Origin of the sequence: Aminicella lysinilytica (assembly GCF_004362975.1) — a bacterium.
GTDB classification, from domain to species: domain Bacteria; phylum Bacillota; class Clostridia; order Peptostreptococcales; family Anaerovoracaceae; genus Aminicella; species Aminicella lysinilytica.
In genome coordinates this window covers 50,675-69,557 of the sequence record NZ_SNXO01000005.1, presented here as the reverse complement: position 1 = coordinate 69,557, position 18,883 = coordinate 50,675, and the positions used below count along the sequence as shown (strand labels likewise).

General features: G+C 44.2%; 23 protein-coding genes. 12 read left to right on the top strand and 11 right to left on the bottom strand.

What is annotated here, in order from left to right; all coding sequences use genetic code 11:
* The first annotated feature begins 28 nt into the window (after nucleotides 1-28).
* The 7 genes from EV211_RS02345 to EV211_RS02315 all read left to right on the top strand — a co-directional run bounded on the left by EV211_RS02345 (nucleotide 29) and on the right by EV211_RS02315 (nucleotide 5,608).
* Nucleotides 29-1,243 carry a hypothetical protein gene (locus EV211_RS02345; protein ID WP_133527828.1) on the top strand — a complete coding sequence of 405 codons (1,215 nt, stop codon included), beginning with the start codon at nucleotides 29-31 and terminating at the stop codon, nucleotides 1,241-1,243.
* Nucleotides 1,244-1,473: 230 nt separating this feature from the next.
* Nucleotides 1,474-1,893 carry a hypothetical protein gene (locus tag EV211_RS02340; protein ID WP_133527827.1) on the top strand — a complete coding sequence of 140 codons (420 nt, stop codon included), beginning with the start codon at nucleotides 1,474-1,476 and terminating at the stop codon, nucleotides 1,891-1,893.
* Between the two features lie 57 nt (nucleotides 1,894-1,950).
* Nucleotides 1,951-2,979, top strand: a complete 1,029-nt coding sequence (locus EV211_RS02335; protein WP_166635341.1) for a S8 family peptidase — start codon at nucleotides 1,951-1,953, stop codon at nucleotides 2,977-2,979.
* 118 nt (nucleotides 2,980-3,097) lie between these two features.
* Nucleotides 3,098-4,000, top strand: coding sequence for a hypothetical protein (locus tag EV211_RS02330; RefSeq protein ID WP_133527825.1), 903 nt, complete (start codon nucleotides 3,098-3,100; stop codon nucleotides 3,998-4,000).
* A gap of 62 nt (nucleotides 4,001-4,062) precedes the next feature.
* A complete protein-coding gene (locus tag EV211_RS02325) occupies nucleotides 4,063-4,302 on the top strand; it encodes a hypothetical protein (protein ID WP_133527824.1) in 240 nt (79 codons plus the stop codon).
* 119 nt (nucleotides 4,303-4,421) lie between these two features.
* Nucleotides 4,422-4,952: an RNA polymerase sigma factor gene (locus EV211_RS02320; RefSeq protein WP_133527823.1), complete on the top strand. Its 531-nt coding sequence runs from the start codon at nucleotides 4,422-4,424 to the stop codon at nucleotides 4,950-4,952.
* Complete coding sequence (locus EV211_RS02315; RefSeq protein ID WP_133527822.1) at nucleotides 4,952-5,608, top strand: DUF4367 domain-containing protein; 657 nt, start codon at nucleotides 4,952-4,954, stop codon at nucleotides 5,606-5,608. Before EV211_RS02320 ends, EV211_RS02315 begins: the two co-directional genes overlap by 1 nt.
* 52 nt (nucleotides 5,609-5,660) lie before the next feature.
* On the opposite strand, the gene EV211_RS02310 is transcribed toward EV211_RS02315, so the two are convergent.
* From EV211_RS02310 to EV211_RS02290, 5 genes are read right to left on the bottom strand one after another with little or no spacing between them, the layout of a single operon-like run.
* The gene (locus EV211_RS02310; protein WP_133527821.1) at nucleotides 5,661-6,257 is read right to left on the bottom strand and encodes a flavin reductase; all 597 of its coding nucleotides are present in this window, start codon (nucleotides 6,255-6,257) and stop codon (nucleotides 5,661-5,663) included.
* Nucleotides 6,257-6,418, bottom strand: a complete 162-nt coding sequence (locus EV211_RS02305; protein ID WP_133527820.1) for a rubredoxin — start codon at nucleotides 6,416-6,418, stop codon at nucleotides 6,257-6,259. The genes EV211_RS02310 and EV211_RS02305 overlap by 1 nt, the downstream gene beginning before the upstream one ends.
* Nucleotides 6,419-6,431: 13 nt before the next feature.
* On the bottom strand, nucleotides 6,432-7,610 hold the full coding sequence (locus EV211_RS02300) for a PucR family transcriptional regulator (RefSeq protein WP_133527819.1): 1,179 nt from the start codon (nucleotides 7,608-7,610) through the stop codon (nucleotides 6,432-6,434).
* On the bottom strand, nucleotides 7,611-8,264 hold the full coding sequence (locus EV211_RS02295; protein ID WP_133527818.1) for a phosphatase PAP2 family protein: 654 nt from the start codon (nucleotides 8,262-8,264) through the stop codon (nucleotides 7,611-7,613). It abuts the gene before it with no gap.
* Nucleotides 8,239-8,553 carry a YbjQ family protein gene (locus tag EV211_RS02290; protein WP_133527817.1) on the bottom strand — a complete coding sequence of 105 codons (315 nt, stop codon included), beginning with the start codon at nucleotides 8,551-8,553 and terminating at the stop codon, nucleotides 8,239-8,241. Before EV211_RS02290 ends, EV211_RS02295 begins: the two co-directional genes overlap by 26 nt.
* 128 nt (nucleotides 8,554-8,681) lie before the next feature.
* On the opposite strand from EV211_RS02290, the gene EV211_RS02285 reads away from it, so the two are divergent.
* Together EV211_RS02285 and trxA are read left to right on the top strand one after the other, a co-directional pair.
* Nucleotides 8,682-9,443 carry a lysophospholipid acyltransferase family protein gene (locus EV211_RS02285; RefSeq protein ID WP_133527816.1) on the top strand — a complete coding sequence of 254 codons (762 nt, stop codon included), beginning with the start codon at nucleotides 8,682-8,684 and terminating at the stop codon, nucleotides 9,441-9,443.
* A 39-nt stretch (nucleotides 9,444-9,482) separates the two neighbouring features.
* Nucleotides 9,483-9,794, top strand: a complete 312-nt coding sequence (gene trxA / locus EV211_RS02280; protein ID WP_133527815.1) for a thioredoxin — start codon at nucleotides 9,483-9,485, stop codon at nucleotides 9,792-9,794.
* Nucleotides 9,795-10,481: 687 nt separating this feature from the next.
* Here trxA and EV211_RS02275 read toward each other — a convergent pair.
* Nucleotides 10,482-11,225, bottom strand: a complete 744-nt coding sequence (locus tag EV211_RS02275) for a putative ABC transporter permease (RefSeq protein ID WP_166635340.1) — start codon at nucleotides 11,223-11,225, stop codon at nucleotides 10,482-10,484.
* Nucleotide 11,226: 1 nt separating this feature from the next.
* Nucleotides 11,227-11,946 (bottom strand): SanA/YdcF family protein, encoded by a 720-nt coding sequence (locus tag EV211_RS02270; protein ID WP_133527813.1) that lies wholly within the window; start codon nucleotides 11,944-11,946, stop codon nucleotides 11,227-11,229.
* Between the two features lie 115 nt (nucleotides 11,947-12,061).
* Here EV211_RS02270 and aroB point away from each other — a divergent pair, with 115 nt between their 5' ends.
* From aroB to EV211_RS02255, 3 genes are read left to right on the top strand one after another with little or no spacing between them, the layout of a single operon-like run.
* Entirely contained in the window at nucleotides 12,062-13,102 is a 1,041-nt protein-coding gene (aroB, locus tag EV211_RS02265; protein ID WP_166635339.1) for a 3-dehydroquinate synthase, read from the top strand.
* Between the two features lie 34 nt (nucleotides 13,103-13,136).
* Complete coding sequence (locus EV211_RS02260; protein WP_330564507.1) at nucleotides 13,137-13,520, top strand: RidA family protein; 384 nt, start codon at nucleotides 13,137-13,139, stop codon at nucleotides 13,518-13,520.
* A 13-nt stretch (nucleotides 13,521-13,533) separates the two neighbouring features.
* Nucleotides 13,534-14,859, top strand: coding sequence for a sensor domain-containing diguanylate cyclase (locus EV211_RS02255; RefSeq protein ID WP_133527811.1), 1,326 nt, complete (start codon nucleotides 13,534-13,536; stop codon nucleotides 14,857-14,859).
* Between the two features lie 63 nt (nucleotides 14,860-14,922).
* Here EV211_RS02255 and EV211_RS02250 read toward each other — a convergent pair whose 3' ends face one another.
* Genes EV211_RS02250 through rnmV form a run of 4 tightly spaced genes read right to left on the bottom strand, consistent with a single transcriptional unit; the run spans nucleotide 14,923 to nucleotide 18,883 of the window.
* Nucleotides 14,923-15,453 carry a GNAT family N-acetyltransferase gene (locus EV211_RS02250; RefSeq protein ID WP_133527810.1) on the bottom strand — a complete coding sequence of 177 codons (531 nt, stop codon included), beginning with the start codon at nucleotides 15,451-15,453 and terminating at the stop codon, nucleotides 14,923-14,925.
* 23 nt (nucleotides 15,454-15,476) lie between these two features.
* A complete protein-coding gene (locus EV211_RS02245; RefSeq protein WP_166635338.1) occupies nucleotides 15,477-17,477 on the bottom strand; it encodes an LTA synthase family protein in 2,001 nt (666 codons plus the stop codon).
* A gap of 4 nt (nucleotides 17,478-17,481) precedes the next feature.
* Nucleotides 17,482-18,372 (bottom strand): 16S rRNA (adenine(1518)-N(6)/adenine(1519)-N(6))-dimethyltransferase RsmA, encoded by an 891-nt coding sequence (gene rsmA / locus EV211_RS02240; protein WP_133527808.1) that lies wholly within the window; start codon nucleotides 18,370-18,372, stop codon nucleotides 17,482-17,484.
* The gene (rnmV, locus tag EV211_RS02235; RefSeq protein WP_133527807.1) at nucleotides 18,329-18,883 is read right to left on the bottom strand and encodes a ribonuclease M5; all 555 of its coding nucleotides are present in this window, start codon (nucleotides 18,881-18,883) and stop codon (nucleotides 18,329-18,331) included. The genes rsmA and rnmV overlap by 44 nt, the downstream gene beginning before the upstream one ends.

Sequence of the window (18,883 nt, the reverse complement as noted above, 5' to 3'; positions counted from 1 at the left end):
AATTCAGCAATCGAAGGGAGAAACATCGATGAAAAGAAAACTATTAACTATCCTGCTGGCTGTCACTGTCACGGCGACAATGTCATTTGCCGGCATCAGCACCGTATTCGCTGACAGCGGAAATACATCAGTTTCCGGAGCTACCGGCAGATTAACCTCTGCTCTGTCACAGAAGGCGACGACATCTGACGCCGCTGCGACTCCGATAACCATAGAAAACGGGGCAGTCATTACGCCGGCAAGCGCTAATGCTTCTAGCGTAACGACCTATATGACGCCAACATACAGCAGCGGATCCCCTGTCCTGGTTTACCCTATACAGGCGAAGAAGGGCGGTCTGTCCATAACCTTCACCGGCGCTAACTGCACTGCATATTCATCCCTGTATTCAGACAGTCAATGCAGTAATAGTGTTACCTACAATAGCAACAGTTCAGATTCATCCACAGGCGTCAAAGGCCATTACTATTCCATCAAAACCAACGGTACATATTATCTGAAATTCAGTCTGTACAGTTTTTCAGGATCAGGCGCCGGCGTTTTCGCAGTTCAGCATGCCCCTTCCGGAGGAACCCTGACTAACGGCAAGGCTATGATGGGCGGCTCCGCCAGTAAAGATTCAGTTTCTTACTATAAAGTCAAGGTTCCTGCAACAGGCTACATCACACTGGTCATGGCCTCACCCTCAGATTATTCAAGCACCTTCAGAGTCAAACTGACGAATTCCGGGAAAAAGACACTCTTCAGCGGTTACGAATCACTGAACAGCAGTGGGTCTTACACTACAAGGATCGGCGTCAAGAAGGGCACCTACTATATAGGCGTGAAGAGCTATAACGCAGTATATGCTATCGGCTCCAAATTCACCAAAGTATCCTGTTCCAAGCACGGCACCAGTAAATCCAAAGCTGTTACAATCAAGAAAGGCGTAACCAGGAAGGGCGTACTTGCAGCCAGCTCCAGCGCATCAGACTGGTACAAAATCAGGCTTACCAGATCTCAGGCCGTCAGCATCGCCATTACAGCCAAGTCAAGCGCAGGCGGAGACATTGGCGGCAATATCAAATTCACTATTTACAATAGCAGCGGTTCATATACGTCTGACACCCTGACAGGCGTTTCCAACAACACTATGAAGCCGTACACCGTTGGCAACGGCAGCAAGCTGACCAAGGGCACATACTACATTAAAGTCTCCAGAAATCATAAAGGGAACGGATACTATACACTTAAGTGGAAATAACAAATAGTATATAGTAATAAAATTGAACCGGCTTTCCAATTGCCTAATTGCAATAAATAGGAACGCCGGTTTTTTATTTTGGTCGCCAGTAAATTTCAAAAATCTTGAATTAAATTAAGCATTTAATTTAACTATGTTTAATTATTGTAAAATACAGTGTCACGTTTTTGTAACTCCACACGTTATTATATATGAATGATTAGATAAAGTTACGAAAGGAAGTGGTTACAATGAAATACAAATTATTATGTATGATTACTATTATAGTAACATCTCTGTTTACGTTCACATTAACATACGCTACAGATCAAGATACGCCGGTAATTGAGGATCCTGTCGCTAATTATGTATATGCAATTCAAGCGTCAGCAGATATTGGCATATCTTCAGGCACTGCTATAGCTACTGCAAGGATTTATACAAGTTCTAAATCCAATAGTATTGATTTAACTCTTAAGTTGCAAAAAAAGTCTGCAAGTAGTTGGAGTACAGTAAAAACATGGACTGCAAGTAGCAATAATACAAGCCTTCATTTAAGCAAGTCCAAAGCAATATCTCAAGGTACTTATCGTGTTTACGCGAAATTTACCATAAGTGGTAATTCTGGGTCTGAGGTAATTAGAGCCTATAGCGAGCAAGCAACACGATAAATATGTGTGATTTCGATACTATTACTCAAGGATTGTTACTAATTTATGAGGTATATCATGTTCAAAAAATTGTTATTAATCGTGGTGAGCCTATGCACCGTACTACTTGTCTGCAATATTACTATCGGAAATACAGATCCCTATTTTAATAAACAATGGGGGATGCAAAATGACAATTATTCTATACATGCTAAAAAAATGTGGAGCAATATAGATAATAATAAAAATACAATATTAGTAGCAATTGTAGACACTGGCATAGATTTTAATCACCCAGAATTATCAAATGTACAGTGGCTAAACTCACGTGAAAAAGTGAATGGTATCGACGATGATAATAATGGTTACATAGATGATACTAATGGATGGAACTTTACTAATTCATCATGTAATACAATGGATTATATCGACACAATAAAGGAAAATTCCCACGGTACTGCAGTAGCCGGCATCATTGCCGCACAAAAGAACGGCATTGGAATCCAAGGCGTATTTTGCGATAATAATATAAAATTAGTTTCACTTAAAATATTACAGTCAAATAATGCAAGTGCTAAGTTTCCTCGGCTGATAAAAGCAATACAGTACGCAGAGTCATGTGGCGCACGTATTTGTAATATTAGCAACTGTGTATATACCAATGATGCTAAACTACGCAGTTTAATTCAATCTTCCCAAATGCTTTTTGTAGTGTCAGCGGGTAATGATGGTAAAAATCTAGATAATCTATCTGGCTACATTGGATCATACCACCTAAATAATTTAATTACTGTAGCTGCAGTTGACAGCACCGGTATATTATATAGTTTTTCAAACTATGGAAATAATTGCATCGACATAGCCGCCCCCGGCATTAATATATATACTACTACAGCAGGCAATGATTATGACTATGTAACAGGAACATCTTTTGCTGCTCCATTTGTTTCTGGAGTTGCTGCACTATTGCTAAGAGAAAACCCGGACTTAAACTCTGCGGATTTAAAAAGAATAATACTAGACAAAGCTATCAAAAACAAACATATAAGCCATTACATCAATGAAGGTCGCTTATTGGATGGGAGGTGCTGTAACATAGTGAAATAATATCTTGCGATCTAAAGAGAGCATGAATTCAAAGTACAAATTTAATCCTTTTAGTTATTCGTGTTAAATATCCATTAATGTACAAAATAGTATCCCAAATATTTAAGGAGGCCCTAAAATGTTAAAAGAGATAATAGCTGAAAAAGCAAATATTTTTCGAGTAATGATATTGATATTATGCTTTATTTTTACTATTACAGTTGTACCTATTAATGCAGAGACCAGTTTTGTTAATAACAACAACAGTGGTATAGACAATAACATAATCGTTGCAAGAAATGCATTAGGCGATAATTACGCTGATTGCAAATGCTACGATTGCATCGCCGAAGAAATTAATTCTTTGGAACAAATCGGTGCAATAAGCAAAAACTCAATTATAAATGCTAAAGAAGAAGTTTCAAATAAAAGTGCTAGCGTGGTGTACACCGTTGATTATGAAGGAATAATTAATACAGTTCGGATGTTGGAAACCAACGAAAACATGTCTATTGTTGAATTCAAGCAGGGTAATATTATTAATATAGTTAAAATACTTTCAAATGGTCATGTTTATGTAGACGGGAATTTAGTCGAGTACGGTGATCTTAACAATCTATCAAATGCTCCAATAACCGTCGCTGACAGTTCAACATGGTATCAAAATAGTCCCCCATACGGAAGCCAATCTGACTATACTTACAATGTCAATTCAAGTCAAAATAGCAACGTTTCACTCACTAAAAAAATTAGTAAATACACCGTTGGAGCTCTTGCAACTGTAATTTCAGTATTGTTGCCCGGAAGTGGTTTAGCTACGCATATCGCGTCAGCAATCTACAATTACTTTGTAGATAACGATCCAAACACGCAGGGGCTATCATACAAACTAATAACATATAACCACAAAAACTACCATAATAGTTACATATCCCCTATTAACAAATATGTAACCATGTACAAATATACTTGGTATAGTAAAACCAGTTATCATGGTAGCTCAAAAAAAGTGTTTCAATATCGTTGCAAAGAAATATACTAAATTAGCTAACATTAAGTTACCGCTTATCAAGGACGATTATTGTAGATTGAGAGGTGATACACATGAAGTTTGTTACTAGCTATGGTCCACTTGTCATTATATGGATCTGCGCCGCTATTATTTTAAATCTAACCCTATACAAAAAAAATGAGAAAGCCGCCAATTACTTCCCTGAAGGTATGTGTATAGGTTTAGTTCTAGGCAATTTGATTGCAGTGATACTTGATACAGATTATATCATTTCAAGTTCATTAGGTTTCATAATTGGTATGACTTTCGGAATGCTCATAAAAAGAAAATAGTTTACTGATAAATTACGTCACCAAAAGTAACAGGCTTGTGAATATTAAGCATAAGTCTGTTGCTTTTAATTGAATTCTCATCATTAATCATATATACTGACTTTTAGGGGGACGTAATTATGCTGACTATCTATCTTCAAATGATTGACTCTCAAGATGAAAAAGACAAATTTGAAGAGCTCTATTACAAATATAATAAGCTTATGTTTTATGTTGCAAAAAAGACTCTTAACAGAGACGAAGATGCCGCAGACGCAGTAAACGATGCCTTTCTATTAATTGCAAAGAATTTCCGTAAAATCGGAATTATTGACAGCAAAGAAACACGTAATTTTGTGGCTGTTATCGCAAGAAATGCAGCCATTGATATATATCGCAAAAGACGAAATTCCGAAGCATTGATTGACCCGGTAATTCCACAGAATAATGATTCCCTGGACATTAACGACTTCGATATAGTAGACTATCATTTGGTCCTCGAGGCAGTACAAGAACTATCCGAGCACTATCGTGATGTGGTTTACTTGTATTATGTTGAAGGATATAGAACTACAGAAATAGCCAACATGCTCCACCTTCAAGTGGATAACGTGCGTAAGCGATTACAACGTGGCCGAGAAATACTAATAGCTGCGTTAGGAGACGAGTAATGAATCAATTGATCCAAGCGCTGACAGAAGCGTATAACACAGAATTTGATATAGTTGAGGAATGCATAGCAGATAAACCTGAACCGGCGTACCCAAAAGGTTTTATGGATAAAGTTTTATCTCATAAGCGCGTAGCAAGAAGATCTTATGTACATGTGTCACACTTCGCCATCAGAAAAACGATTCTGATAGCAATTATCATATCTACAGTTTTAGTAACTGCCATTACATCAATTGCTATTACACGACCACAGATTTTCTATGAAATCCAGCAGAAATCCACCGAGTGGATATACCACTTCAGATACGAAAATCCTAGTCAAGTTGATGAAAAATTCACATTTATGGTACCCGACACTCCAAAAGGATACAAAATAGTATCCAAAGATAGTTATGAGTCAGGACAGACTATAGAATATATGGATGATGCTGGTCATGATATAGTGTATTCTCAAACCCATTCTAAAAATCTTGAAACGCGCATAGACGCTGAATATGACAAAAAAAGCAAAATCAAAATCAATGGATTTGATGCCATAGTAGTTAAAAAGGACGATGCATGGATGATAATGTGGAATGATGGGATTTCAGTCTTTGAATTGACCGGAATAGCTAAGTATTCTACCCTTGTCTCAATGGCAAATTCTGTGCACTGATAATATGCAAAATTAAACGCGGGTCCGACGGGCCCGCGTTTTGTATTTGATACTATTTGATTGGTTCGAAGGCTTCTACGCCGTGCTTGCAGATCGGGCAGATGAAATCAGGCGGTAATTCGTCGCCTTCATAAACATAACCGCAGATCTTGCAGACGAAGCCCTTCTTCTTAGTTTCAGGTTTCGGTTTGATGTGGTCGAAGTAGTACTGGTATGAAACAGAAGGCACGTCAGACAGTTCCTTCTCGTCAGCCACCTCACCTATGAACATAGTATGAGTGCCTACATCAACTGTTTTGTTCACTTTGATCGAAAGCATGGCGTTAGCCGACCTGGTCAGATAGTACAGACCGTTAGCCGACCTTTCCATCTCGTCAAAGCCGTCGAACTTGTCAACGTCGCGACCGCACTGCATGCCGAAACGCTGGAACACCGAGAACGGTGCCTCCTGTGACAAAATAGACACGTTGAACTCGCCGCTCTTCATGATCATGTCATGAGTATAGTTTGCTTTGTTCACGCACACGGAAACCTGCGGAGGATTAGCTGTGACCTGCAGAGCAGTGTTCACGACGCAACCGTTGTCCTTGTTCCCGTCCCTGGCCGTCAGTACAAAGAGGCCATAGGTAAGCTTAAAAATAGCGCTCATTATTCTTTCACCTCGAATACATCCTTAGCCATGCCGCAGAGTGGGCATTCCCAATCATCCGGAAGGTCTGCAAATGGTGTTCCCGGCTCGATTCCGTTTTCTGGATCGCCCTTTTCAGGGTCGTACTCATACCCGCATGCTCCACATACATAAATCTCCATAGTTCGTTTCCTCCTATTTGTTAAATTTTTTAAGTAGTAATATTATGACTGCAGCAGAAAGATCCTGAAAGAAGACCTTGTCTCCCGACTCGGGATCCAGCTTCTCCTGCAATTTGCCAACTCTGTAACGTACGGTGTTCTTATGGCAGAACATCCTCTCGGCCGCCGCGTTCATGTCGCCCTTGGCCAGAACATACTGAACGGCTGTGTCGAAGAGTTCCGCATCCTTCACCTTATCTGTGTCATCGTCCTCCATGAGAGGGGCCAGATAATTCTTCATGTATTCGTCTATCGGTTCAGCTCCCGGTCTCGGGATGAACAACTTGTAGATACCCAGTTCCGGATACTTTCTAACACTGCAGTTTTCGATTTCCGCTACAGCCTCGGACCAGTAAGCCTCGATAACATAGCGGTTGAGTCCGTCAGACAGCCTGCCGATGCTGCTTTCGCCTATGGTAAGGATCTCCCTCCTGGCGCAGTAAAATGTGAAAACACTATCCAGCATTTCCTCATAGATCTTCTCGTCAGCCGTGTCGCCGGTGAGTATGACCAGATATCGGCCTCTGCACCTGCATATGAACACCTGCCTGCGAAGCTTCTCCGGCAGATTGGTAAATCTGATTTTCATAGCCATCTCTTCAGGCGTTTCGTCTCCCTTGATGCAGTAGACCCGCACCAGAGTCCTGAAGGAAGGATTCATGGATTCCGTCAGAGCCACCAGCTCCTCCTGATCCATATTCACCCTGAGCATCTTTTCTATCTCCGGCTCTATCTGTTCCAGTTCCATGGTCTTACGCGTCAGCGCCTTGACTCCGAATATGACATCCTCGAAGAATTCGTCGTTGCCGAACTCCATTATTACCAGGCCGACCTTATCGGCATAACTGAGAGCCTCCGCCGGCAACTTCTTGAAAATCACCGGTTTATAGGCAAGACAATGAACATTGAACTGATACAGCTTCTTCACCGCCTCCGTCACCTGTTCCGGGTGATCCTTGGCAAACAAAAGACTGGTCAGGACAATGCTATCCCCTTCAAAGCTTTTGCCTCTGTATTCCTCGCCTTCTTCAAGGAACTCGAAATCCAGGATCTCCGTGGTGGAAATCGTCTTATCCAGCCCGGAGGCCCCGGCGACGACCTTGAAGTCCTTCATTATATTCAGTTTCAGCAGATCACGAACTCTTACAGTCATTTACCGCTTCTCCTTCAGATAAAATCTGTCGATGAGTATCGTCGCCACCATGAGCACCGCCATGCCGACGGAAAATCCGCCGATCACATCGGTCACATAATGAACGCCGCAGAAAATCCGGCTCCACCCAATAAGCAATATCAAAAGCGTCAGTAGCGCCGTGAGCCAGTTAGCGGTTTTTTTGTTCCTGCAGCTGCGCCTGATTAGGAAAATCAGCACGCCATAGCAAACCAAGCCATTCATGGAATGGCCGCTCGGGAACGAGTATCCCCCGGCCCAGATAAGCCTCAGGTCCAAGTCCGGCCTTGGCCGCGCAAAGGACAGTTTGAGCATTTTATACACGACGACTGATACCAGTGCGGTGGCGCCCATGGGCAAGCCTATGGTTTTCCTCGTCTGGGGCAAAATGATCAGCAAAGCTGTCACGGCCACGATGAACTGCCAGTTGCCGGCGTATGTGATCGGCACGAGGATCGCTTTGGTCCAGGCCGCCCGCGTTCCGTAGGCGAAGTAGTCCACGGCCGTGTCGAAGGCTTCCGTCCGCTGTGTCATTACGCAGAAGGCAACAAAACAAAAGACGAGAAGTCCCGCCAGGGCTATGATGAACCTCGGGGTGTAATTTGATTTATTATTTAAATTTAGCTGCTGTTCCATAAGCCAACATTTCTACCGCGGAGCCCTGCATCAACTCGGAACAATCGAACCTGACATTGATGATGGCGTCTGCGCTCAGTGACTCTGCCTCTGTGATCATGCGCTCTGTAGCGATCTGCCTGGCCTCCTGAAGCATTTCAGTGTAGCCTTTGATCTCGCCTCCGACGATGGTCTTGAAGCCGGCGCCTATGTCCTTGCCGATGTGTTTAGACTGTACGGTGTTTCCCTTTACCAGCCCAAGAACACTGAATTCCTGATCCGGTATGTAGTTTAAATTGATAAGTTTCATTGGTTTCTCCTTTTCTAAATGATACACTAACTATGTACCCATTATACTATCATTGTTTTTTCAATGCTATAGGTTTTCTTGATTTTTAGGTAACTTTAAGATATACTTGATTTCAAAGGAGACTCACTATGAAACTCATCAGAAATTTACCTAATTTCCTGAAATTATTCAGGTCTATAAGGATATTCGATTTTTACGCCAAGGACATTACGGCGGCTCGCAACGAGGGTGATCCGGTCCGCGAACGTGAGGCTATTGCTTACTCTACGCACATCTGGGCTTCCAAGGTTGCAGAAATGTTCAAGATGGAAGTGACCGTCGAAGGCCGGGAAAATATTCCGGAAAAAGACGGCTGTGTGTTTATTTCAAATCATGAGGGGTATGGAGATATTATAGCGTTGTTCCTTGCTCTCGAAGGGAAGCAGCTCGGCTTTATCGCCAAGGACCAGTTAGAGTCCATGCCTTACTTCGGAAAGTGGATCAAAAATATTCGCGGCATATATATCAAGCGCGGCAGTGCCAAGGAGGCTCTGAAGTCTATACAGGAAGGCGCCAAGACTGTCAAGAACGGATTCAATCTGGTGATTTTCCCTGAAGGGACCAGAAGCCGCGGCCCGAAAGCAGGAGAGTTTAAGGCCGGCAGTTTCAAACTTGCCACCAAAGCAAAGGCTCCTGTGGTTCCCATCACAATTAACGGGACTTATCATATGTATGAGGAGTACGGCCTTATCAAGCCGTGCAAAGTGAATGTGGTGATCCATCCGGCAGTAGAAACGGCCGATCTGGACAGACATGGCGTTTCCGAAATGGAGAAGCAGGTGGAAAATACCATCAGAACATCGCTGGAGGAAATATCTAAGGGAGATATTTCAAATGGAGAAGTGTCTTAATCAAGATGCTCTAAAGAGGTAAATCAGGAGGATAGTAATATGATCACTAAAATCACAACAGCAAATTTCGAATCAGAAGTAGCAGGTTCAAGCATCCCTGTAGTATTGGATTTCTGGGCTCCGTGGTGCGGATTCTGCACACAGCTCGCTCCGACTATCGACGAGATCGCCGCAGATTATGACGGCAAAATCAAAGTCGGTAAAGTCAACATCGACGAGGAGCCTCAGCTGGCAGCCAAGTTCGGAGTAATGAGCATACCAGTATGCGCCAAATTCGAAGGCGGGGAAATGAAAGCTAAAGTCCTCGGAGCATATCCGAAGGCAGAACTGATCAAAAATCTGCAGCTGTAATACATGCAGTGTTGCACTGCACAACATTGCAATAAATGCAGGAATCTTGCGGCATGACACCTTATGTGTCATGTCGTTTTTTGATTTTTTTGCTCGCTTCGGCGGCACGGCTTTCAACATGTCCATCAGGATGTCTATCAGCGTACATAGCCTATTGTTCCATCAATGGTACGATACATGCACTTTTCTATGCAACAAAAAATAGCCTAGCATTGTCCCTGCAGGCTACTGTTACCAAGTCTATCCAAGGCTATCGTGGCTTGGAAGCCTGTGTTTTCAACAGTTATGCGATCTCGCTAGTCATATGGATCATTCTGATTTGCATTTCTCCAAGATATTTTCCCTGGGAAATATACATTTTCCGAACACCAAAATGTTTTCCAAGCATATTTATCTTATCGGAACTATGCATATCTATCTGGTTTGTGTACCACTGGTAAAAACATTGCGCGCAAGGATCACTAGAATAATAATAACAATGTGGCGGGAGCCCTTAGTATCAGTCACTTCTGATAGACTATTCCGCCACATTGATAAAATTTTATATGGAATTCTTGCGCCGATACTGGCCTCCTTATTTATACACGGCCCCATGCATAAACTCATGCATAAGTTCATGCATAAAGGTTCCATTGATGGAACAATACCCAAGTACTATATCTAAGCTATACGGAATCATTTATTCACCTAGGCGGTAGTCCTGACCCGGTGCATATACTCTTTGATATCAGCAACCTCCGCAGAACTGCAACCGCGGAACACTTTGTTCAACGTGGCACGGCGAAAGCGAGGATAACCTTTGATCCAGCGGGCATAAGACTGCAATGTGACCATGACAGCCTCGCCATAAGCTTTATGGTCGCAGATTGCGTGACCTGCTGCTGCGCAATTTTCCGCAGGGGCGGCAACTGCTGCGCGGTAGTTCTCTAGCACACCCATGTCCCGGCGATATGTAAACAGCCGGGCAACTCCGTCGATAAACTGGCTGACCATAGGCACCAGGATCACCAGAAGCAGGATCATGTCAAGCCATGTCGGTAACATGAATACAGCCGACGCAATGGCCTGATGGGCGCCTCTGACCAGAAGCAATCCGAAAGCGGTCCCGATCAGAGAATAACCTATGGTAAAACGCCACAGGAAAGCCCCTGAAATCATGCGGATCAGCAGAGCCGCAGTCCCATTGATGACTATTGAAACTATAGCCAGAACCACTATCTGCATATAGAGATTCCAGCAGGCCGGCATCACGAAAATTACGGCAATCAGGCTACCCAGACCGTACATGATGCACGCCGGACCAGCCAGAAATCCCCGCTTAACAGCGTAGCCGCTGAAACCGTATAGTATCTGTTCTATTACATATCCAATTATTGAATAAAGCCCGAAAAACAGCAACAGCTGATAGAGCTTGTAACCTGCTATTATCATATCACTCTCCATGACTTTCTGTTCCGTCGCCGCTGATAGGAATAGTACTGCCGCCCACCGTGGACTCCGGCTTCACCATGACCTTGAAAAAATCCTTATTGCGAGCCAGGACCTCACGCAGCTCCCGCTTAGCCTGACCTTTGTATTTCTTCTGATCCGAAGCCACACCCAGAGTCTTCAGGCCCAGCTTTTCCGCAATATACAGGGCCCTGTACATATGGTAAGACTGGGTCACGATGACGGCCTTCCTGACTTTGAAAATCGATTTGGCTCTGTACATGGAGTCGTAGGTGGAGAAGCCCGCATGGTCACAAAATATATCCTTGTCAGGCACTCCCGCGGCTTTTACATACTTCAGCATTACGTGTATCTCGTTGTGAGAGACAGTTCCGTTGTCGCCGCTGAGGAGAAGCTTAGGCGCAATGCCTGCTTTATACAACATTATGGCCGTATCAAGGCGGTCCTTCAGCATAGCGCTCGGCGTCTGGCTGTCCTTGATACCCGCCCCTAAGACCAGGATACAATCCGGGTCTAATTTATCGAGTTTCTTCACTTCAGAGGAAAGCAGAGAATCCTTGGCGGCTGTTACAGAGCAGACTATGTTATCCTTCTCCTTGCTCTGAACATGACTGTTTATCGTAACCATTGTAAATCCAATGATTACAGCCGCTACTACTATCAATATAATAAGTCCTGTGAAAAATTTCTTAACTCTCCGCATTATTGATTTACCTCTTTTGCAAATTAACGTAAATGGTGCTATAATTATGGTACTTTCGTATTATATCACAATAAGGTGTATTTTCAAAGTGGATTGGTCAATCAGGAGTACTAGTATGAACAAGTTTACCGTATCAACCAAACGTCCATATGATATTCTGATAGGGCAGGATATCCTGAAGGACGCAGGTAAATATATCAGAGAAAGAATCGACCCTTGCAAGATCTGTCTGGTAACGGACAGTAAGGTCAATGGTCTGTATTCGCAGGTTCTGACTACTTCCCTGATAGAGCATGGTTTTCAGACCTGCAAGGTGGTTTTCCCTGAGGGAGAACACTCTAAAACTATGAATACATACTCTAATATCCTGGAGGCTCTGGCTGATGAAGGTATGTCCCGAAGTGATCTGATCGTTGCTCTGGGCGGCGGTGTCGTAGGTGACTTATCCGGCTTCGCTGCTTCTTCATACATGCGTGGTATCAGGTATATCCAGATTCCAACTACATATCTGGCTACTGTTGATTCCTCTGTCGGAGGTAAAACTGGTATCAACCTATTGAACGGTAAGAATCTAGCCGGCGCTTTCTGGCAGCCATCTCTGGTCATTTCAGATTACAAGACCTTCGACACCCTCAATGACGACGAACTTTTAAACGGCGTTGCTGAGGCTGTGAAGAGCGGTATGGTTGCAGAGAATACACTTATAGACAAGGTCCTGCACCGGGATTACGCCTATGTGATCGAGCGTTGTGTATCTATTAAAAAATCCATAGTTGAAGCCGACGAGCGTGATACAGGCATGCGCCAGCTTCTGAACTTTGGTCACACTATAGGCCATTGCATAGAGAAAATCAGTTCATTCTCTGTATCTCACGGGCACGCTGTCGCTAAGGGTATGGTTGCAGAATCAAAGGCAGCATTTAAAATGGGCCTTACGGAAAACGATGTCAGCGTTTATCTGGCTGACATTCTAGGAAGCTGTGGATTTGATTTATCAATTCCTTATGATCCTGATGAAATGTACTATTATGCTCACAACGACAAGAAAATCGACGGGGATTCAATAACCATCGTCGTGCCGGAAACCATTGGAAAATGCAGACTACATAAGTTACCACTATCCGAGCTTCCTCGTTATATAGAGCTTGGAATGTAAATATTTATCTACTAGGAAAAATGAGAGATCAATCATGAGAAAGATCGTAGCAACTACGAAGGCACCTGCAGCAATAGGGCCTTACGCACAAGCAAACATCATCGATAATTTAGTTTTTACATCGGGTCAGATCCCTTTAAATCCTGAAACCGGCCAACTGGTATCAGGCGGTATAGAAGCCCAGACCAAACAGGTCTTCGCCAATCTTTCAGAAGTCTTGAAGGAAGCCGGCAGCAGCCTGGAAGATATGGTCAAGACCACCTGCTTCCTGACTGATATGAACGATTTCGCTACAGTAAACGAAATCTATGCCGAGTATTTCCCTAAGGGAGTATTTCCATCGAGATCGGCCATAGAAATATCCAAACTGCCGAAAGGTGCCATGATAGAAATAGAAGCTATCGCCCTAATCAAATAAGAGGAGAAGTGCCGTGAATGCTACTGAGCACCTTAAACTGATCAACACTGCCTTTCAGGAACTGTTGCAGATTACCCCTGAGTTCGTTTCGGTGAAAAACATGGATTTGGAATTCGTGGATGTTTCCAATTCATTTGCTTCCATTCTTGGTTTCGAGGATAGATCCATGATCCTGGGTAAAACCGTTACGGATCTTTTCGACGACAAAATTACCTGTAATCGTTTGTATGCCAGGGATATGCTTGTCATCGAAGGTTCACATCATAAAGAAGCATATGAAGAACTTTTGCCGACCCTAAAGGGCGGTCAGGTTTATATTTCTTTCATTAAATTCCTGGCACGGGATGAAAACGGCAAACCCATCGGCATTGTATCCCTAGGCCACAACAAGACCAAAGAGTACAAGGAGAAGTTGTCATTCAACTCGGAAATTCAATCGCTCTTTGCTATGGGTCCTAACACTCTCGTGTCTATGATAGTTGATCTGACTACCTGGCGTATTATGGATTCCAACTATCGCAACGACATCCACAGGTTTTGCTATGCCCTGACAACCGTAGACGATTTCCTGAAACTGGCCAATAGTATATCCATACCTGATCATCAATCCAAGCGGTATCTGGATGCACTCGATCAGAATTCACTGATCAATTTCTATAATGAAGGCAAACGGGAGATAACCTTCGATTTTCCTGTTAAGGAAATACCCGATTCGGACATATTCATGATCAGGTTCAAGGGCAGGATACTGATGGATCCTCTCTCCAATCACATTATGATGGGCATCAAATTCTCGGATATGAATGCCGAACGTAAGGCAAACGACCAGCTCAGGAAAGCAGCCGAACGTGATTCCATGACTGGGCTCCTGAATCATGAGGCCACTCTTGACCACATCAACGACTATCTGACCCATGAAGGCTGCGACGTTATCAGTGCCATGTTTATGATAGACGCAGATAATTTCAAAGGCGTCAACGACAGCTATGGCCATCAGGTAGGTGATAAAGTCCTCATAAACATTGCCAATATCATAAAACAGACTTTCAGATCCAACGATATAGTCGGCCGCGTAGGCGGAGATGAGTTCATGGTCCTCATGAAAGACTGCACATCTCTGGATGTTGTCGATGGCAAGGCAGAAGAACTTGTCGAGGCTCTTCATATTTCCCTGGTCGACGACAAAGGTTCTGTCAATGTGACCTGCAGTGTCGGCGTAAGTATGTACAACGGTGGCGGCAAAATCACTGACCAGCTTTATTATGAGGCTGACGCAGCCTTGTACAAAGCGAAAGCCTCCGGCAAGCATGCCTTTGCTTTTGCAGACGATAACAATTAGAAAAAGCGATAACAATTAATAAAAAACGGGCAACGGCGTTACTGCCATAGCCCGTTTTATATTTTATTTTTTCCATTCATCCTTCAACATGGAAAAGACCATGGAGTCTCTCGTGGTCCCATCCCATATCCTGTAAGCCCGTCGAATAGTTCCTTCATACTTGAAGCCGCATTTCTCAATGACCCTCTGGGACCTTTTGTTCACCAGGCTGGTACATATACCCACCTGATCCAGCCCCAGCTCGCCGAAGGCGAAATCCAGGACGCATTTTGCCGCCTCGGTCATAACACCTTTGCCCCACTGATCCTCAGCCAGAGAATATCCCATTTCCCTTGAATTAGAGTCCGGCCTGTACTTGTCCGGTTCCAGGGATATGGTGCCTATGAGCCTGCCGCTCTCCTTAAGCCTTATAGCCCAGGCTTCGCAGGGCATAAACAGTGTGCTTATGATTTCCCTGGACTCCTCCACATCTTTATGAGGCGCCCAGCCTGCGTGAGGTCCCACATTAGGATTGCAGGCATAGGCATACAGCCCCTCGGCGTCGTCCAAAGTGTACATGGTCATTATCAGTCTTTCACTTTCCAGAGTTTTCATGATACCGCCTCCTCTGTTGGCCGTTACTCGGTCGTACTTATTATCGTATCGTTGGTCTTGTCTATCTGGCTTACCTTCATTCTTGAAGCATCGTTTGTATCCGCTTCAGACAACAGTCCCAGCAGATTCGGACTCAGATAAACGGTCTTCAGGGTCTTGCCGTCAAGGGTAACCTTACTGTATTCTGTGAAGTTCTGTCCCTTTATATAGTACTTGCCGCCAACATTTACTACCTTGTCTATCTTGATATTCTTGACACCCATCTTCATCTTAGACGCCTTGAACGGATTCTTGCCTCCGTAGATGTAGTCGTTTCCGTAGAGCATATCGTAACCCAGCAGTTTCAGGTTCTTCAGGTAACTCTTGGAGCTGTGGTTCGTATCCTGATGATACTTGATCGTTGTGCCCGTGTGGATGCCCACTCTGTTCAGAACATCGGCAGACAACTGGTAAGCATAGAGATCCTTATCTTCCTTAGTCATCTTGTAATTGCTCCAGATGACATACTGGGTCTGATAGAGATTCTTAGCCTTATATGTATCCTCCGTAACGTCCAGCGCCGGTATATGGTCACCGTACATTACCAGAACAACCTTCTCATCGTAATTAGACAGAGTTTGCGTCAGCTTCTTTACAAACTTATCCATTTCATAGACCTGATTGACGTAGTACTCATACTTATTCTTAGTTTCCTCATCCGGCGCGCTGGTCACCTTGATCTTCGGATTGGCTATCATCTTCTCGGAAGGATATTTACCGTGTCCCTGGACAGATATAGTGTAAATATAATCCTTAGTTTTAGTCGATTTCAAAGCGTCCGTGATCTGTGAGGTCAGGATGGCATCCTTGGCCCAGCCCTTAGGCGTCTTCTGAACATCACTCATGTATTCCACCGAAGTGAATGTATCGTAGCCCAGGTTCTTGAATACGGTGTTTCTGTTATAGAACAGCGCCCTGTGATTGTGTATGGCGTGAGTGGAATATCCAATACTCTTCAGATCCGTTGCCACGCTCTCAGCCGCCTTGTCCTTCAGTACGGATTTGAACGGATATTCGCCCGGCCCGAAGAACTTCACAGAAAGTCCTGTCATTACCTCAAACTCAGTATTAGCTGTGCCTGCTCCGCAAGCCGGCACCGTAAGGCTTCCCGACGAATACTTCTTCATCAGGGACCTGTAATAAGGGATCGGATCCTGAGAATACTTCACATCCGTGAAAAGCTCAGGGTCTACAAAGGATTCCAGCTGCAGGAACAAAATGTTTGGCTCGTCTGAGGTGTTTGCCTCGTTGGTTTTTTTCAAAGTCATGGTTTTATTGCTGCCGGTGTAATCGCTGTCTTTAAATATTTTCTGCACGGCCGACTTGGAATAGTTGGACGGCTTATGTATGCCTGTATTCAGCCAGGTGTTGATAAAGCAGTAGGGTACCCCGTAATCCTGATAAGCATACGCCAGATTTCCGAAGAAAGTACTCATTACGTTTGCCTTGATAAGGCCGAAGGTCCCTCCGAAAGCACAGCATATTATCAGAACCACCACAGCCAGATTTCTTTTCAGGTTTACCTTGGTCGGCTTCTTCGGTCCCTTAAGGAACAATATGACGAAACCGATCACCACCACAGCAAAAGCGCCGGCTATGAGGATTATCTGCCACTTAGACAGATAATTAGTGACAATTGTTGCGCCGTCTGTCATAGAACTCAGGTCTTTCATTGTAAATGGCGTCATACGCTGAAGCAGTATGATTCCATTGGTCACTCCCATGGACACCCACACTGATATTATCAGCGCCAGAACGAATATCCTCCGTCTGAACAATGTGGCTATGCACAAAGTAGCGAAGATTATCAGCATATTGTCCAGAAATACCAACGGACTTGTTACCATGTATTTCAAACCCGCCAGAACTGGCGGATCGTGTCTTGCCAGAGTCTCGATGAACAGATTGATAAGAAATGCCCATATGAAGCAGACTGTAAGGCTGTTGTTTAAATGTTTGTTATAGAATTCTTTTAATTTCCCCATTGATTTATTTCCTCTCATTCCCATTTTCCATTCTTTCCGGAGTCCCGGTCATCAGGTTAGAAATAATCGCAAATTCTTCTAATGATAAGGTCTCGGCTCTTCTCTTCTCGTCGATGCCGGCCTTTCCCAATACTTCCCTTATTCTCTCTTTATTAAAGCCCGTAGCCTGCAATGAATTAAGCAGGGTTTTCCTCCGCTGGCCGAAGCCGGCGTGCACACATCTGAAATACATGCCTTCATCCAAAAGCTCTACAGGAGGTTTTGTTCTAAGATCCAGCCTGAGCACTGTGGAATCCACCTTCGGCACAGGCATGAACACATCCTTCGGCACATCAGCTACTACGCTCACAGTACAGTAGTACTGGACCGCCACCGACAGGGCTCCATAAGTCTTGGACCCCGGTCCGGCCTTGATCCTGTCTGCCACTTCCTTCTGCATCATGATAGTTATGCTCTTGGCCGCTATGTGGCTTTCCAGCAGTTTCATTATGATGGCAGTTGTGATGTAGTAGGGTAGATTGCCGATTATTTTCACCTGATCACGACCTGAGTCCGCCTCATTCTGAAGCAGTTCTGCCAGGTCCATTTTCAGGACGTTTTCATTGATTATCTCTATGTTGTCGTATTCGGCCAGAGTGTCAGCCAGGACGACCATGAGATTCTTATCGATCTCTATGGCGATGACCTTGTCGGCCTTTTCCGCCGCGGCCGCTGTCAGAACTCCGATCCCCGGTCCGATTTCTATGACCAGATCCTCGCTGTTGATATGGGCACCGTCGATGATATCATCTATTACGCCTTTATCTGTCAGGAAATTCTGACCCAGACTCTTGGAAAATCTGAAGCCGTATTTACTCTTGATTGCTCTTATGGTCGATGGATTGTATAACTCCATAAAATTCCTCTCTTGCAATACCGAAACCATTGAGTTTGGCTAATAGTGTCTTCACATTGCCATAGCCTATGCCCAGGGCGTCGGCCACTTTCTCGCGTTTCTCTCTGCTGCCCGGCCCGCCGGCCAGCCCGCAGCTCACCATATCCTCCATGGAGAATATGGCATTGCCTGTGTTTTCTGTACATCTGGCCTTCTTCAAGGCCTCTCTGATATCATCAGGAGTAGCATTTTCAACTCCTATATTGCTTCCCTTCAGGGCCTTGGCCTGTGGCAGGAACGCCTCCTTACAATCAGGAAACCGTTTCCTGATCTTGGAGCGTATCTGTTCACCTGCATAGTCCGGATCCGTGAATACTATGATCCCTCTGGTTTCAGCAGCTTTCTCGATCTGCTTCCACATGGCATCGCTCATGCCGAAGCCGTGAGTCTCTATAGTCTCGGCATCTAATGATCTGTTGATAGCCGCCGTATCATCACGGCCTTCAACTACGATTATTTCCTTAATCTTCAT